Below are 16,143 nucleotides of genomic sequence, written 5' to 3' on the forward strand. Positions count from 1 at the left end.
GATTGCTGAAAGACCTGAAAGAGAGCGGCCTTAAAAAGCTACCTTTCTTGAAGGTCTTTTCCTTTAAATATGAGGAATTTTTGATATTGAGGTGAAGAGAATGATCCCTATTCTTGGGCGTATCAACCAGCTGAGCAGGAAACAACGCGGAATTGGTTTGACAGAAGAGGAGAAATCTGAACAAGCAGCATTGCGTCAAGAGTATTTGCGGCTTATTAGAGGCCAAGTTTTGTCTACCATGTTAAGCTTATCCGTTGTAGACCCAGAAGGTAATGACGTAACTCCGTTAAAGCTGGTGCACGAGAAAGAAGAGCCGAAAATTTAGCTGGCTAGTGTAATGGAGAATTCCTTCAGTAAAAAAAGAGCAGTTCCCCAGCTACTATTTGCTGTGTGAACTGCTCTTTTTCGACGGATCGTATTAAGTCAGTTGTGGAACTCTTAAACCAAGCCCCTCGGCGATCGCTTGCCCCCATTCGGGATCCGCTTGATAGAAGTGAGAGATTTGAAGGAGTTTGATTTCATCATTCTCTACTGGCTTCATGGCAATTACAATGTTATTTATTAAACGGCTGCGTTCCTCTACACTAAGCAATCGATACAGGTCACCAGCTTGAGTGTAATGATCATCCTGGTCATACGGGACGCTATCGGCTGGACCGGTTACTTCAAACGGGGCTGTCTTATGCGCTGCAGCTTCGACAGCTCCGCCATAACTGTTTGGTTCATAGTATATCGAATTTCCCCCATTGGGATCGAAACGCATTTGGCCATCGCGCTGGTTGTTATTTACTTCGACAACAGGTTTATTAATTGGAAGGGTATTGTGGTTTGTCCCAACCCGATACCGGTGAGCATCGGCATAGGCGAATAAACGGCCTTGCAACATTTTATCCGGTGAAGCCTCAATACCGGATACGAACGCTCCAGGGGAGAAGGTTGCTTGCTCTACTTCGGCAAAATAATTGTCCGGGTTTTGGTTGAGGACCATGCGTCCAACCTCGATAAGAGGGTAATCTTTTTGCGACCACACTTTCGTTACATCGAAAGGATCGAAACGATAGGTCTTGGCATCTTCCATCGGCATCATTTGTACATACAGCTTCCATGCGGGGAAGTCACCTTTGTCAATGGCGTTAAATAAATCCTCGATATGATAATCTGGGTTTTCACCGGCAAGCTTGGCGGCCAGCTCGACATTCAGGTTCTTCACGCCTTGTTCCGTTTTAAAATGATATTTGACCCAAATGCCTTGTCCGTCCGCATTGACCCACTTAAACGTATGGCTTCCGAAGCCATGCATATGACGGAGAGTCGCAGGAATACCACGATCGGACATCAAGATAGTGACTTGATGCAAGGATTCGGGAGACAAGGACCAGAAATCCCAAACAGCATTGGGGTTTTTTAGATGAGTTTGAGGGTGGCGTTTCTGGGTATGAATGAAATCCGGAAATTTAATGGCATCCCGAATGAAGAAGACAGGCGTGTTATTGCCCACCAAATCATAGTTTCCTTCTTCTGTATAAAACTTTACAGCAAAGCCACGCGGGTCACGTACGGTATCTGCCGATCCTAGTTCACCTGCTACCGTGGAGAAGCGTATAAAAATCGGTGTACGTTTGCCAACCTCAGACAAAAAGCGGGCCTTTGTATAGGTGGAAACATCGTTGGTTACTTCAAAATATCCGTGTGCGCCGGCACCTTTGGCATGCACAACACGTTCGGGGACGCGTTCCCGGTTGAAATGGGCAAGCTTTTCCAGAAGGTGGACGTCTTGAATAAGGGTTGGACCGCGTGAGCCGGCAGTCAAGGAGTTCTGGTTATCTCCAACGGGAGCGCCCCAACTTGTTGTTAAATGGCCATTTTGAGTTTCCATGTATAAACCTCCAAAGTAATAAATGGATACAACGATGAGCCTTGGTGAACCGGATTTACCGGATACGATCCCGAATCATTTCGCTGAGTTCGCGTAGGTCTCGTTTTGGGATGATGCTGAGTAACTGCGTGGTTCTTCTAAACGAATAAAAAAGGGGACAATCAAGCTTAAGCACAACAATCCAGCTAATACTTCAAAAGAGAATAAAAAGCCTCCGTGATTGATCAGATAAATCGAAAGAATCGGCCCAAGTGATGCACCTATGAACACCATAAACATGTGGAACGAAACCGCGATCGCCCGGATCTCCCCCGCAATGTGACCAATTAGTGAGATCAATGCGGGAAGAGCCATAGCAATTCCAATAATAAACACGACACTCATCGAAACTAAAAAAATGAGGTTAGGCCAGAGGCCTAACAATCCCAAGCCGATTCCAGCAAAGATCAATCCACACCATAAAACGTTTTTGACTCCCATTTTCGCAACCAATCTTCCATCAAACGGTGCTACTAGCATTCCTATAATACCAACCGCACGAACCCATAGAATATCTTGGTGACTTAATCCGAAGAGCGAACTGTTTAAATAACTTCCAAGTGTCGTGAAAAAACCAACAAGCGAAATAAAGAGCGTAGCCGAAATGATGTAGCAAAGAGGTAGACTCTTCCTTTTGAAAATATAGCCTATTCGCAAAAAGGCAGAAAGGAAGCTACCATCTGGTTGTTGTGTTTTATCGTTTGGAACAAAAAAGGTAATCAATATAAAGGATATTAAATACACCGCAAAAAGAATATAGAAAATATAAGACCAACTAAAGTATAAGACAATATAGCTGCTATATATTTGTCCAACGATACTTGCCATTAAAAATGCCGTACTGATGAACCCAATAATGGTTATTCTTCTTTTTATCGGAAACATTTCCATGGCGTAGGCTAAGACAGACGGAGGGAACATGGATGCTGCTAAACCCTGGATGGCCCGAAGGGCAACAAGCCAAGATAAGCTGCTGACGCTTCCGATTAGAGGAGTTATTACAGTTAGCAATAGTAACCCTGACAACATCATTTTTTTTCGCCCAAAACGATCGGATAAAACTCCAAAAAACAGCCCTCCACCTGCAAAAGCAAACGAAAAAGCACTGCCAGCCCAAGCAGCTTGAGAAGACGACACCTTGAATACGTCTGCAAAAATCGTTATTAATGGGATCGTTAAATACACACAAGATACTACAACTAATGTACACCAGAAAAGGACGACGGTAATGAATGAGAAATTTGACGAGTTGGACAACGGTTTGTTAACCAAGATCCTACCCCCTTTTTCTTCAGATTTTTTAGATGGATTATTTATGTTCAGCTAATCAAACGGCTACTTTTTGAGCATCATGGAAGCATCATGCGTATGGTTATTATGAATATCCATTGCTTTTACGTTAGTAAAAACATTGATTGCAAAAATCAAGATGCCGGTTCCAGCTACTGCTTCACCGATACGCTTTAACGTGGTAATCCAATCTGGAGCGTAGCCATGGGCCATTAAAGTGAGGGTAATAAGCATGATGGGCAGGCCAATGCCTTGCAACCAGAAGTGCCACTTCGCTAGAGGAGATTCTGCTGCTTTGGGAAAACGAAGATACGTAAATCCGCAAAGAGCCAATGTTGCCCACCCGAAAAGATTTGTATGAGCGTGTACGCTTGTTAATGCAAAGTTAAGTGTTGTACCCATGTAAATACCGATGCAAATACCAACCAAAATATAAACGACTGCCATTTTTAAAAAACGTACTCCCATAGAATTTCCCCCTTATTCATGTAATAAAGAACAATTCATCCGGCCGGGAATTATCCTAAAACTTAAACTTCTTTTAATTGGAAGTTTATTCAGTTTTATCTTATAAGCCCTGATAGGCAACTATCAATATGAATTTGACTATATCTAGTATAGATATTGTTTATATTAGCTTCGCCCTTGAAGATATAGCTAATGACTATACATGATATAGAAATAATGGAATTGTTCATGAATGATGATTTCAATATGATAGGACATAAACAGGTGAAGATCATGTGAGGAGTGTTTGCAAAATGGAAAAACATACAGATGGAATCCACCATATAACGGCTTTTGTAATGAATGCGCAAAAAAATGTGGACTTTTATGCAGGGGTGCTAGGTCTGAGACTTGTAAAAAAAACGATCAACTTTGACGCTCCGGAAGTTTACCATTTATATTTCGGTAATGATGCAGGCAGTCCAGGCACTATAATTACATTCTTTCCATATGAAGGTCGTAAAGGGCGTATTGGTGGAGGGCAGGTCGGTATAACTACATATGTCGTTCCTTTAGGTGCACTAGATTTTTGGAAAGTGCGCCTAGAAAGCTTCAATGTTCCTTATTTTATAAGGACTAGGTTTGATGAGATTTACTTAACATTTTCAGATCCGGATGGCTTACAGCTAGAGATTGTGGAGCGCGAGGAAGGGCATTTGAGTCATTGGTCGTTCGGTGGTGTTTCAATAGATAAAGCTATCAAAGGTTTTGGCGGCGCTGTCCTTTATAGTACCGCTCCTGAAAAAACGATGAATGTACTAGAGCAGGTCCTAGGCCTTCAAAAGGTGGAACAAGAAGAAGACTTTATTCGCTATAAATCGAAGGGGAGTATTGGTAATGTTATTGACGTAAACATTGGGGCAATGGGGTGGGGCATAAGTGGAGCCGGCACGGTTCATCATATTGCATGGCGCTCAAAGGATAATGAAGATCATGCTTCATGGAGAACTAATGTTGAGCAACATGGTCTTCATCCTACACCCATTATCGACCGGCAATATTTCAATGCGATTTACTTTCGTGAAGAAGGCGGTATACTGTTTGAAATCGCCACGGATCCACCCGGATTTGCAGTTGATGAGCAGCCAGATGAATTAGGTGAAAAACTGATGCTTCCGGAATGGTTTGAGGTTAACCGTGCAGAAATTGAAAAAGGTTTATCACCTATCAAAGTACGTGTGTTGGAGTCAGAAAAGGATGAATGAAAAATTTAATGAAGGATTCAAAATATATAAAGGGAAAGATATTAAGGTTATTTTCCACTATGGAAGATGCACTCATTCGGCAAATTGCGTTAGAGGGTTACCAAGAGTGTTCAACGTTAATAAGAAACCATGGATTCAAACAGATGAAGAAACAGCTGACAAAATTGCAGATATTATTGATAAATGCCCAAGTGGCGCTTTGCAATATATTAGAAAGGAAAATCAAACCTTACTAAATGGGGTAACCATAATGATTGAGATTAATAAAGATACGAACAGTTTTTATGTAGGAGAAAAGAATCAAAGAGATGCAGAAATACATTATGTTCCAACTGGGAATAATATCATAATTGTAGATCACACGTTTGTTTCCGATCGTCTGCGAGGGCAAGGTGTAGGACAAGAATTAGTTAGGCGAGTGGTCGAATTTGCTAGAGAGAAAGGGATAAAGATTATGCCGCTATGCCCTTTCGCCAAAAGTCAATTTGACCAACATAATGATTATGATGACGTATTATTAAAATGATCATTCTTTTCTGAGGAGCGTGTTCAATTGGCCGATTTTATTTCAGTGGTTAAAGAGCGAAGATCTGCAAATAAATTTATCCCTGAAACAGAAATATCTGAACGAGAACTTGAAGAGATTTTTAATGTTGTAAAATTTGCCCCTTCGGCATTTAATTTGCAGCATACTCATTATGTAGTGGTGAAAGACCCCGTTGTCAAAGAAGATGTATATCAAGCAGCATTAAAACAATATAAGGTCCAAACAGCATCTGCCGTAATTCTAGTGCTTGGCAGCATGGATGCTTATAAGGATGCAGCAAGAATAAATGAAGGTTTTCTTAATCTAGGGGTAATTAATAAACAAGAATACAATATGACAGTCGAATCGGTTACAAAATTTTATGAAGATAGAGGAGAAAGCTTTATGCGGGATGAGGCCATTCGTAACGCCTCCTTATCTGCACAGTTATTTATGCTTACTGCAAAGGAAAAAGGTTGGGATACATGTCCAATGATCGGTTTTGATCCTGAATTGATGCGGCAAGCACTCCACATTCCTGATCGATATGTGCCTGTCTTATTGGTTGGAATAGGTAAGGAGGATACCTCCAAACAACGGCCACGAGGTTATCGTAAACCCGTTCGTGAGTTCGTTAGTTATAATCAATTTTAAAAATAGCTGGCATGGTATGATAACGAATGGGGTTATGCTTCACGATTAGCTGAAGTTAGTGCTGGATATAGTTATTAACTATAAAAATATAGAAATAATGGAATGGTTTTCCGATTTTCTTTCCCCTATCATAGGAATCAAGTAAATATATTTTATAAAAATCGTAAAACCAAAAGAAGGAGTGTCGTGCAAGATGAGTACCGTCATGAAAACGTCAGGAAAACATCATATTACTTCTTTCGTGAGAGACGCGCAGGCCAATGTAGATTTTTATGCTGGAGTCCTGGGTCTTCGGCTTGTAAACTCCCATTCAAGTGCGTGAATTGGAGCGTTCAAGCCATGAAATATATTTTTCGAAAAGGCTCAAGTCCGAAGCTGCCGACGCTTCTTTTATTACATGGCACGGGCGGGACGGAAAACGATTTATTGCCGATTGCTCAAAGGATCGCCCCGGACTCCAATGCTCTAAGTATTCGAGGTGTGGTTCAGGAGAATGGAATGGCTCGATTTTTCAGAAGATTGGCTGAGGGTGCGTTTGACGAGGAGGACCTTTTGCTTCGAACGGAAGAGTTGAACGGATTCATTGATCAAGTAGCGAACAAATATGAATTCGACCGCCAGAATGTTGTGGCCATCGGGTATTCAAACGGTGCCAACATTGCAGGAAGCCTCTTGTTTCATTGTAAGAACGCATTAAGAGGTGCGATTCTATTCCATCCCATGGTTCCTCGTCGAGGTATAATACTTCCCGAATTAGCTCAAATTCCTATATTTATTGGTGCCGGAACGAATGATCCGATCTCTTCTCAACAAGAAACCAGAGAGCTGCAGTCGCTATTGGAAGGTGCAGGCTCTTCCGTTGAAATACATTGGGAACATGCGGGTCATCAGTTAACGCACCAAGAAATCAATGCGGCAGCTCAATGGTTCAAAAAGCATTTCTATTCCTAACCTGTTCTCATACTTTATATGTGGAAGAAGGGTAACATTGATATCGATCAATCCCAACAATCAAACGGAACGGGACAATTATAAGCTGCTAATCGGGAGTATTCTTCCTCGACCGATTGCGTTTGTGACGACTCTCTCGACAGACGGCATACTGAATGCTGCCCCTTTCAGCTATTTTAATATCGTTACTTCGAATCCGCCCATGCTGTCGATTTCCGTACAACGGCTACAGGGCAAACAGAAAGACACCTCAAGAAATGCGATAGAAAAGGGGGCGTTTGTCGTTCACATCTCGGATGAGTCGAATATTGAGGCCATCAATCAAACGGCGGTCAACTTGCCGTCACATGAAAGTGAAGTCGAATGGGCCCGCTTAACTCCTGTTCCTAGTACAGCAATTGATGTTCCAGGTGTAGCTGAAGCCAAGATTAGAATGGAGTGTGTCCTTGAGCAGGCGATACCCCTTGGAGGGAATACAGCAATGCCAGGTTGCGATCTATTGATCGGGCGCATCGTTCACTTCCATATTCATGAATCTTTATATCAGGAAGGCCGGATTGATCCTAATAAACTTCAGCCGGTAAGTCGGCTCGCAGGAGATTCCTATTCGAAGCTCGGAGAACGATTTTCAATAAAGCGGCCCCAGTAGGCCCAATAGGATGCCAAACTAAAAACGCAGGGTTAAGAAGATATTACCTTTGTCACTTGCGAACACTTGGCTTAAAGAATAAATAAGGAATAAATAAACTGACGGAGGCGTTTAAATTGAGTCAAGCTTTTATGAAAGCCGTTAAGGAAAGAAGAAGTTTTTACGGATTGAGCAAAGAACAGATTGTATCGCAAGCTCGTATTCAAGAGATTGTTGATGACGCTGTAAAATATTCTCCTACTGCATTCAATTCACAAAGTGCCCGAGTCGTCGTTTTATTGGCTGAGCAGTCCGATAAGTTATGGAACATCACGAAGGAGACTCTTAGAAAGATCGTTCCTGAAGATCGATTTGCATCGACGGAAGAGCGAATAAATGGCTTTTCCAGCGGTTATGGAACGATTCTTTTCTTCGAAGATCAAAGTGTAGTAGAGGAAATGCAAATGCAGTTTGCCTTGTATGCAGATAATTTCCCGATTTGGTCTAATCAGTCATCGGCCATGCTTCAATTTGTGATCTGGACGGCATTTGTACAAGAGGGGCTGGGAGCTTCCCTTCAGCACTACAATCCGCTTATCGATCAAGAGGTGGTCAAAGAATGGGGACTGCCGGCGCAGTGGAAGCTCATTGCGCAGATGCCGTTCGGTAAGCCAACTTCGACGCCAGGGGAAAAAGCGATATATTCGGTATCTGAGCGTGTGAAATATTTTACTTAATCGATTAGCTGCCTGGTATGATAATGCATGGGGCTATGTTTCCCGACTGGCTGAAGTCGAACTGCCTCCGAATTAAAAACCTAGTAAAAGAAGAGCCTGCTTCCAATCGAGAAGCAGGCTCTTCATATTTTCAGACTACACACATAGTGTTCCCAACGCACCAACCCTAAAATCTAGCAACCTTCACCTGAAATCTAGCGGATATATTACATGACAGGTTCCTTGTTATAATGTTTACAAAGTCCAGCAATCAACCCGATACGGGAATTTTGGATGCAAAATACGCAAGTGTTCCTTGAGAACAGGGATGGGCACTTGGGGGCGGTTTCATACATCAGTACTTTCCAATTCTGGGATGATCGGGGTGATCTATATAGAGCTTCGCCAGCTTGAATATTTTATTCAAATATGCAAATCGGGAAGTTTCACTAAAGCTAAAGAAGAATTAGGTGTGACTCAGCCTACACTAAGTCAGCAAATTCGGGTTTTGGAAGATGAGTATAATATTCCATTGTTCGATCGGGTAAGTAGGGGAGTTGAAGTAACGGAAGCGGGAAAAATTCTCTTGAATAAGGGCAACGCTATTATGAATCTTCTTGAAGAGGCGCGAAATGAAATATATGGCCGAAACAATATATCTAGAGAAACAATTTCTATTGGATGTTGTCCTGCTGAGCTTGGATACCTTGCTCCTTATTTCATGAGATTTCGCGAAAAGTACCCGAATATTTTATTGGAAATTATCGCTGCAGAGGATGCCGAGAATAAAGTTTTGGAGCAAAGGGTAGACATTGGAATTACTGCAAATCCGATTTCTGATGCTTCGGTCATTTCGACTCATTTGTATAGACAAGAAATGGCGCTATTGATTCATTCAGAACATCCTTTGGCCGATAAATCTTCGATTCCTTTTCGATCCTTGAAGCAAATGAATTCGATCATGTTTCGAGAACAAAACAATTCATTAATTGAAATGTATTGTTTCTCTTATGGGTTTACCTTGAAGTCGATAATAGAAACGTCCTCCATTTCAGTATTGATTCATGGGGTCCGTCATGGACTTGGAGCAGCTCTTATACCAACATCTTTGCTCGAAGGTCTAAGGGACGATTCTTTGCGTATTGTAAAATTAGAAGGCAATGTTCCATGTTGGGATATATCTCTTGTATATCTTAATTCCGTTACTACGAAGTCCACTGTACGCAAATTCATTCAAGAGATGAATTCATATGTCCAAGCGGTGCTGCAATAATGAAGAAGTAGGACAAGAGATTCTTATTTTACCCTATAGCAGCTGCGATGATCTATCGCGTAATGTATCATAACTAGAACATCATAGCTAACGAACGCGAGCATGACGAAGGAATATTTCCTTGTCATGCTCGTTTAGCGTTGGCGGCTTAAGAAACCTGAAATATAGTAACCCTACCTAAAATGTAAGCTCTTTATTTTTTTTGCAGTAACCTTTATACTAGCAGGATGGTTCTGCATGGCTGAAAGCCTGTTTGCGTTTGGCAAGATCACCACTTTCCTATACATAGGACATTAAGTTCGCCAACCTACACAGACGAAGGAGCATAATGAATGGGTAAAATGCGTAAATCAGCAATACTTTTGCTAGCTATGATGATGTGTTTGACGTTAGCGGCTTGTTTTGGGAACACTGCTGAGGATCATACGAACTCTAACGCCAATCTTATGAAGGCAGATGCTTCTCAAACGAAGCCTTCCCCGGATGAGCCTGCCTGGAAGCTAGACACGAAACCGATTACGTTTGACTGGTATATCAATTTCGATTGGTTCACTAGCAAGTGGGGAGGAAACGTCGTTTCCGATTATATAACGAAGAAGACTGGCGTCAGCTTGAACTTTATCATGCCTGCTGGCGATGCCAGCGAGAAGCTCAACACGATGATGGCAGCAAGGTCGCTTCCTGATTTCATAACGCTAGGCTGGTACGAGGATTCCGCGCTGAAGATGATCAAGGGAGATATGGTGCTTCCATTGAATGAGCTAGCGGACCAGTATGATCCTTATTTTTTTAAAGTCGCAGACCCAGCGAAACTTAGCTGGTATACACAGGCTAACGGCAATGTGTATGGCTACCCGAATGCATCTTCATCCCCTGCGGATTATCGAAAATATGGTCAGCTTTTTACATCTAATCAGACATTTGTTGTTCGGAAAGACATGTATGAAGCACTTGGGAAGCCAGATATGAGCACGCCGGAAGGGTTTCTCGGCGCTCTGAAGGCTGCGAAGGAGAAGTTTCCTGAAGTGGATGGCCATCCGCTCATTCCGATTGGCCTGCATGAATTTACGGAAACCGGTAACTATTCGCTGGAAGCGTATCTTCAGAACTTCCTAGCAATTCCGCAGCAGAAAAACGGCAAACTTTACGACCGTCGAAGCGATCCAACCTATCTGAAATGGCTGAAGGTGTTCCGCCAAGCGAATAAGGACGGGCTGATGCCGACAGATGTCTATATTGATGAAAAACGACTGGAGAAGGATGAAAAAATATCGCAAGGGCGTTATTTTGCCATGCTGTATCAGTGGTCTGATTTTTCAGAGATTAATAAAGCGTTGTATCAGAAGGACCCAAATAAGGTGTATATCGCGATTGATGGTCCGGCGAATGATGCGCATGATGCGCCAACACTTGCAGGAAATGGCGTCTCCGGTTGGACGGTGACGCTCATCTCGAAGAACGTCAAGGATAAGAAACGGGCAATTGCCTTCCTCAGCTATTTGCTCAGCGAAGAGGGAAACAAGGATCTGTTCTTAGGAAAGAAGGGCGTTACCTACGATACGATAGACGGCAAAGATCAGTTCCTGCCGGAGGTCATGCATCTGCTCAACACCGACCGCCAAGCGTTCAATAGAAAATATGGCGGTTCTTATATGTATTGGATGCTAATGGATACGAACAAGAATCTAGCATGGATGACGGGAATGGATGCTGAGCCTGCCAAACAAATTGCCGATTGGACGAGGGGCAAGACGATCAGCATGACCGAGTTCGACAATCTGGATCCGGACCCGACGACGAAAGAAGGTATTGCAGAGGGCAGAAACACGCGGCTCTGGGCCGAGACGCTGCCAAAGCTGCTGATGTCCAACTCGGATGCTGAATTCGATCAACTGTTCACCGAATTCATGAACAGCATTACCAAGGATCACGAGTATGAAGCCATTGTAGCTAGCCGCCAAGCAGCCTATGAACGAAATGTACAGAAGCTGAAGTCGTCGCTCAATCAATAGTTTTATAGAGGAAGTAGCAGGATGTGAAGCAGGAGATGGGATTCGCGGTAATCCGTTGGTTATTGGGGATACGTGCATTTACGTTTAAACTTTCGCTTCAAGTCAAACTGATTCTGTCATTTGTGTTCGTTATCTTCATACCGGTTGTTCTATTCTCCTGGTATACGCTCAATGAAGATTCCACCAAGGCAATGGAAGAATTGACGAAGAACAACGAGAATGTGCTGGCGGTCGAGAAGATAAACATTGAGAATAACATTGAGCTGATGGGATGGACCGGTCAGCTTGCATTATCCAATCGGGAAATGAACAATTTTCTGCAAATTGAACAAATTCAGGATACAGCACATGTTCTTCATATTAAGAAGGATGTGGTCAACAGCTTTCAATATTTTCTGTTCAACAATCCACGAATTGCGAATGTCCGGTTGTTCACGGACAACCCTTATGTGAATGAGATTTGGCCAGTCATCCTACAGGAATCACGTATTCAGGACAAACCTTGGCATGATGAGGTGATAAATCAGAGCGGTTTGCCCTGGTGGGAGATACAGGATAACGTCGTCCTCACCGGTGCGCCATCCGAACCATCGCCGAATGAGCCCTTCATGACATACTTGCAGGAATTCAAATATGCGGACAACGCAACACATAACGGGATTCTAGAGATATCGATGAAGCTGTCGAATTTCTTCTCTCGAACGTTCAGTAGTGTGCAGGACATGAAATCCCAGCTAGTCGTAGTAACAAGGAGCAGACAGGTATTCAGCTTGAAGGCTTCACCTGTGTTCGAGCAGCACAGCGCGGAGCAATTGATGAACAGCGTGAAGCTGACGAGTAATACAGATCACGAGACGGTACAGTTCAAGGTTAAAGGGCAGTCCTACTTGGCGATTCAGAGCTATATTCCATCGATTGACGTACATCTGGTCAATATGGTTAGTCTTGCGGATACGATGGAAGGTATTCACCAATCGAGAGTTCGTTATATTGTACTCATTTCGTTACTAGTGGCATTTCTCGTACTGCTGTCTTACTCGATGCAGGCGATGATTTTGCGCAGGCTTAAGGCGTTAAGAGAATCGATGGAACAGGTAAGAAGCGGTAACTTCGACGTCGAGCTGCCTCCAATAACCGGTACCGATGAGGTAGGAGAGCTGGGCCTGCATTATCATAAGCTCATTCTGAAAATTAACGAGCTCATTCAAGAGCAGGCAGCTAGGCAGGCGGCAGGCAAAGAAGCCGAGCTTCGGGCGCTGAAGAACCAGATCGATTCCCACTTTCTCTACAATACGCTGGAGAACGTCAAGATGCTGGCGGAGATTGAAGGGCAGTACCTTATATCGGACATAATGACCTCGCTAGGCGGTATGATGCGGTATTCGTTGGAATGGAAGCAGGATCACGTGATGCTCAGCGATGAGATTCAGCAGGTCCAGCATTATGTATCCGTCATGAACATCCGTTATGATGGAAGACTTGATCTCCGATTGTCGATTGCACCGGAATGCCTCAAGCTGGAATCGCTCAAAATGTCACTGCAGCCCCTAGTCGAGAATGCAATCAAGCATGGGACGAGCCGCATGCATTCCAGCGACGGAAATCTTGTCATTACGATCTCTGCCGTCCGGCGTGATAAAGCTTGTGTCATAGAGATCACTGACAACGGCTGCGGCATATCGGAAGAGAAGCTAGGCTTATTGAACCGAATGCTCCGAATGGAAGAGTCCATTTACCAGGATGTCCGGCAATTATTCGTTCGCAAAGATAACCACGACAGCAATGGAATCGGTCTGCGTAATGTGGACCAACGCCTAGTAATGAGCTATGGGACGGAATATGGGATTCAGATCAAGAGTCAGGAAGGAAGCTATACATGCATTATCATGACTTTGCCATATCGGGTCATGGGAGGGGGAACGGACATCCATGATTAGCTTGCTGATCGTCGACGACGAGAAGATCATTCGGAGGGGCTTGCAATCGGTGATTGAGAGGCAGTTTCCTAATCTGTTCAACTACCGATTTGCCGAGAATGGACAGGAGGCGCTGGAGCTGCTTCGCCAGGAGCCTTCGGATATTATGTTCACGGACATTCGGATGCCCATCATGGATGGTATCGAACTGCTTGAGCAACTGGAAGAGCATCCCATAAGGCCCGAGATTGTGCTGCTGTCTGGCTATAATCATTTTGTATATGCGCAGAAGGCGATTCGTTTTGCCGTGAAGGATTATCTCGTGAAGCCTGTGAAGCGGGAGGAATTGTTTGCCGTCCTGGAACGATTAATGCGGGACATAAGGATGAGAGAAGAGCAAGCAGACAAGGCGGGTAAAGATGCCAGCCTTATTGCTGCCGAGCTAGTTACTCAGCATTTGACCCAGAAGGATGCGGGTGAAACGATAACACAGAACAAGCTGAAGCAGGCCGGCCTTAGCTGGTTGGAGGCTGGATATACGCTGGGCTTGCTTACGCGACGCGCTGGAGGATCACAGCCTAGCAGTACGGATGCTGCTGCTTTCAGGAATCAAATCGCTGAGCTGTTACAAGGGCATATGGATTGGATGCTCACGCGAGATGGAGAAGGCGGAACGATTATGATTGCACGCGATCCGGTTATGTTCTACCAGTTGGCGGAACGGTGGAGGTTGAGTGTATATGAGCCGCAGCTGCGAATCGCGATTAGCGAGTCTGTTCATGGGATAGAGCAGATAAGGTGGGCATACAGTCAAGCGAAGCAAACCTTAAAATACAGTATTGTGCTTCCAGAACTCGATGTGTTGGACTACACCAGCATAAGTGAGCGCAATGAGCGGCATGTCGTTCCTGTTGAGTTGATTCAACGATTATCGAATCTCATGGGAATGGGACGCGGGAACGAAATGAAACAGCTCCTCGATCAAATTCTAGATGTTCGTATCATTAGCTGCTGTGAAATCGGCTACCTGGAACGGATCAGCCAGCTGCTCAATGAAGAGCTGTTCGACAAGGTGTTCCGCATATACGGAAACAGAGTGCTTGGCCTCTTAAGTCCGTACGCCTCAGTTGGCCATATCGGGAATTTCGATCGATTTGAACATTATTATGCAGTTGTTGGGCAGCTTCTCGATAGTCTGGATCGGTTTATCCAAGATCGGAGAGAGCAAGCGCCTACGGAGCAAAATACGATGCAAAAAGTTCTCGCCTACTTGCAGACCCATTATGCCGACGATTTGAACATGGCAGTCGTGTCCAACCATTTCTCACTCAATTACTCGTATTTCAGCCAAGCCTTCCAAGAATATTACGGTGAGAGTTTCTCGAACTATGTTCGCCGTTTAAGGCTGGACAAGGCGAAGGAACTGCTGGTGCACTCCGATTTGAAGGTGTACGAAATCAGTGATCAGGTTGGATTCGAAAATGTGAAACATTTTACGAGAATATTCAAGGATACCGAAGGCGTAACAGCGCTGGAATACCGAAGCCAGCGAAGGCTGTTTGAAATCCAAGTGAGCTATGATTGAACTGAACTTAGCAGGACTCTGGATTTTGATCGGTTGGAACCTTTGCAACAGAGGATATTCCAGGTCCATTTACACACTATGGGATTTGTTGTCTTGACCACATCGTAGACATTGTCTCAATATCAGAGCCTGTGGTAACGGAGATTGCTGAAGATAATCGCTTAGCTAAAACCAGCTAATATCTTGTCAACATTTTCCTCTGAATTAGTTTGGGATGACGGTATACTGAAAAATAGGCGCGCTATTTAACCTTCTCTGCGGATGCTGGAAGGTTATTTTTTTGGACGATAAATGTAGTGACTAAACTAAATCGATAAACCTGTATTGTTTCACTAGAAGGTCATAAATCCAGTGAATCTTGCTCCCAGTCTTTTATAGACCGCATAGTACAGCGAGATATAGGGCATGACGAAGCTTCTTAGATCCACCTGTACATACACTTGCGTAAGCGAGTCAAAATTGATGCGTTAGATGCCTAAGATTCAGCAGTTGGACCCCTCGTTGTTTATGGTCTTTAAATTCCTCTTTGTAGTACAACTCACATAGTCTATGAAAAGCTCTCTCTTCTTAGTGAAATTGCTGTACCCCAAAAATACCTCCAAAACAGCTCATAGTTCCATAACATCGCTTGTTATGCGAGATCTAATCGTCTCAACCAGTTTAAACAAGGTTTTACAAGTAGGAGTCGATCAGTTTTAGCGACGGGTTACAGACCCAGGGGAACGTCCGATTTGCCCCGGCCACTGAGAAATACACCACCAAGACAAAAGTGGTCGATTTCCTTGGTTTTTATCTTAGACAGGCTCAGGTAATCGGCCAGGCCTGTTCGACATCTCGTGCTCTTGGGCGAACCAGTGTCCAGCTCCGCGAATCGAGAAGCGGGCTATTCATATTTTCAGACTACACACATAGTGTTCCCAACGCACCAACCCTAAAATCCAGCAACCTTTACCTGAAATCTAGCG

14 protein-coding genes and 1 pseudogene are annotated in these 16,143 nt (G+C 43.8%); 12 read left to right on the forward strand and 3 right to left on the reverse strand.

Annotated elements, in window-relative coordinates; all coding sequences use genetic code 11:
* Positions 1-100: 100 nt before the first annotated feature.
* Positions 101-325: a DUF896 domain-containing protein gene (locus tag ACSQ8P_RS05160; protein ID WP_436239457.1), complete on the forward strand. Its 225-nt coding sequence runs from the start codon at positions 101-103 to the stop codon at positions 323-325.
* Positions 326-418: 93 nt separating this feature from the next.
* Here ACSQ8P_RS05160 and katA read toward each other — a convergent pair whose 3' ends face one another.
* The 3 genes from katA to ACSQ8P_RS05175 form a co-directional block, all read right to left on the reverse strand.
* A complete protein-coding gene (gene katA, locus ACSQ8P_RS05165; RefSeq protein ID WP_436234200.1) occupies positions 419-1,876 on the reverse strand; it encodes a catalase KatA in 1,458 nt (485 codons plus the stop codon).
* Between the two features lie 75 nt (positions 1,877-1,951).
* Positions 1,952-3,187 carry an MFS transporter gene (locus ACSQ8P_RS05170; RefSeq protein WP_436234201.1) on the reverse strand — a complete coding sequence of 412 codons (1,236 nt, stop codon included), beginning with the start codon at positions 3,185-3,187 and terminating at the stop codon, positions 1,952-1,954.
* 63 nt (positions 3,188-3,250) lie between these two features.
* Positions 3,251-3,673 (reverse strand): hypothetical protein, encoded by a 423-nt coding sequence (locus tag ACSQ8P_RS05175; RefSeq protein WP_436234202.1) that lies wholly within the window; start codon positions 3,671-3,673, stop codon positions 3,251-3,253.
* Between the two features lie 293 nt (positions 3,674-3,966).
* Here ACSQ8P_RS05175 and ACSQ8P_RS05180 point away from each other — a divergent pair, with 293 nt between their 5' ends.
* From ACSQ8P_RS05180 to ACSQ8P_RS05230, 11 genes and pseudogenes are all read left to right on the forward strand, one after another.
* On the forward strand, positions 3,967-4,917 hold the full coding sequence (locus ACSQ8P_RS05180) for a ring-cleaving dioxygenase (RefSeq protein WP_436234203.1): 951 nt from the start codon (positions 3,967-3,969) through the stop codon (positions 4,915-4,917).
* Positions 4,910-5,443 (forward strand): GNAT family N-acetyltransferase, encoded by a 534-nt coding sequence (locus tag ACSQ8P_RS05185; protein WP_436234204.1) that lies wholly within the window; start codon positions 4,910-4,912, stop codon positions 5,441-5,443. Before ACSQ8P_RS05180 ends, ACSQ8P_RS05185 begins: the two co-directional genes overlap by 8 nt.
* Before the next feature lie 27 nt (positions 5,444-5,470).
* Positions 5,471-6,097 (forward strand): nitroreductase family protein, encoded by a 627-nt coding sequence (locus tag ACSQ8P_RS05190; RefSeq protein ID WP_436234205.1) that lies wholly within the window; start codon positions 5,471-5,473, stop codon positions 6,095-6,097.
* Between the two features lie 205 nt (positions 6,098-6,302).
* Positions 6,303-6,398, forward strand: a pseudogene (locus ACSQ8P_RS05195) (VOC family protein); the annotation flags it as partial.
* 38 nt (positions 6,399-6,436) lie between these two features.
* The gene (locus tag ACSQ8P_RS05200) at positions 6,437-7,048 is read left to right on the forward strand and encodes an alpha/beta hydrolase (RefSeq protein WP_436234206.1); all 612 of its coding nucleotides are present in this window, start codon (positions 6,437-6,439) and stop codon (positions 7,046-7,048) included.
* 37 nt (positions 7,049-7,085) lie between these two features.
* Entirely contained in the window at positions 7,086-7,697 is a 612-nt protein-coding gene (locus tag ACSQ8P_RS05205) for a flavin reductase family protein (protein ID WP_436234207.1), read from the forward strand.
* A gap of 116 nt (positions 7,698-7,813) precedes the next feature.
* Positions 7,814-8,413, forward strand: a complete 600-nt coding sequence (locus ACSQ8P_RS05210; RefSeq protein ID WP_436234208.1) for a nitroreductase family protein — start codon at positions 7,814-7,816, stop codon at positions 8,411-8,413.
* A 364-nt stretch (positions 8,414-8,777) separates the two neighbouring features.
* Positions 8,778-9,665: a LysR family transcriptional regulator gene (locus ACSQ8P_RS05215; protein WP_436234209.1), complete on the forward strand. Its 888-nt coding sequence runs from the start codon at positions 8,778-8,780 to the stop codon at positions 9,663-9,665.
* A gap of 332 nt (positions 9,666-9,997) precedes the next feature.
* The gene (locus ACSQ8P_RS05220; protein WP_436234210.1) at positions 9,998-11,677 is read left to right on the forward strand and encodes an extracellular solute-binding protein; all 1,680 of its coding nucleotides are present in this window, start codon (positions 9,998-10,000) and stop codon (positions 11,675-11,677) included.
* A 35-nt stretch (positions 11,678-11,712) separates the two neighbouring features.
* A complete protein-coding gene (locus ACSQ8P_RS05225) occupies positions 11,713-13,614 on the forward strand; it encodes a sensor histidine kinase (RefSeq protein ID WP_436239458.1) in 1,902 nt (633 codons plus the stop codon).
* Complete coding sequence (locus ACSQ8P_RS05230) at positions 13,607-15,178, forward strand: response regulator (RefSeq protein ID WP_436234211.1); 1,572 nt, start codon at positions 13,607-13,609, stop codon at positions 15,176-15,178. The genes ACSQ8P_RS05225 and ACSQ8P_RS05230 overlap by 8 nt, the downstream gene beginning before the upstream one ends.
* Positions 15,179-16,143 lie beyond the last annotated feature (965 nt).

The organism is Paenibacillus sp. LjRoot153 (genome assembly GCF_964253085.1).
Taxonomy (GTDB): domain Bacteria; phylum Bacillota; class Bacilli; order Paenibacillales; family NBRC-103111; genus Paenibacillus_E.

Bases quoted from the DNA above. Each gene is read 5' to 3' on its own strand.
- ACSQ8P_RS05160 (WP_436239457.1), top strand. From the start codon at position 101: ATGATCCCTATTCTTGGGCGTATCAACCAGCTGAGCAGGAAACAACGC.
- ACSQ8P_RS05180 (WP_436234203.1), top strand. From the start codon at position 3,967: ATGGAAAAACATACAGATGGAATCCACCATATAACGGCTTTTGTAATG.
- katA (WP_436234200.1), bottom strand. From the start codon at position 1,876: ATGGAAACTCAAAATGGCCATTTAACAACAAGTTGGGGCGCTCCCGTT.
- ACSQ8P_RS05185 (WP_436234204.1), top strand. From the start codon at position 4,910: ATGAATGAAAAATTTAATGAAGGATTCAAAATATATAAAGGGAAAGAT.
- ACSQ8P_RS05230 (WP_436234211.1), top strand. From the start codon at position 13,607: ATGATTAGCTTGCTGATCGTCGACGACGAGAAGATCATTCGGAGGGGC.
- ACSQ8P_RS05220 (WP_436234210.1), top strand. From the start codon at position 9,998: ATGGGTAAAATGCGTAAATCAGCAATACTTTTGCTAGCTATGATGATG.
- ACSQ8P_RS05175 (WP_436234202.1), bottom strand. From the start codon at position 3,673: ATGGGAGTACGTTTTTTAAAAATGGCAGTCGTTTATATTTTGGTTGGT.
- ACSQ8P_RS05225 (WP_436239458.1), top strand. From the start codon at position 11,713: ATGGGATTCGCGGTAATCCGTTGGTTATTGGGGATACGTGCATTTACG.
- ACSQ8P_RS05200 (WP_436234206.1), top strand. From the start codon at position 6,437: ATGAAATATATTTTTCGAAAAGGCTCAAGTCCGAAGCTGCCGACGCTT.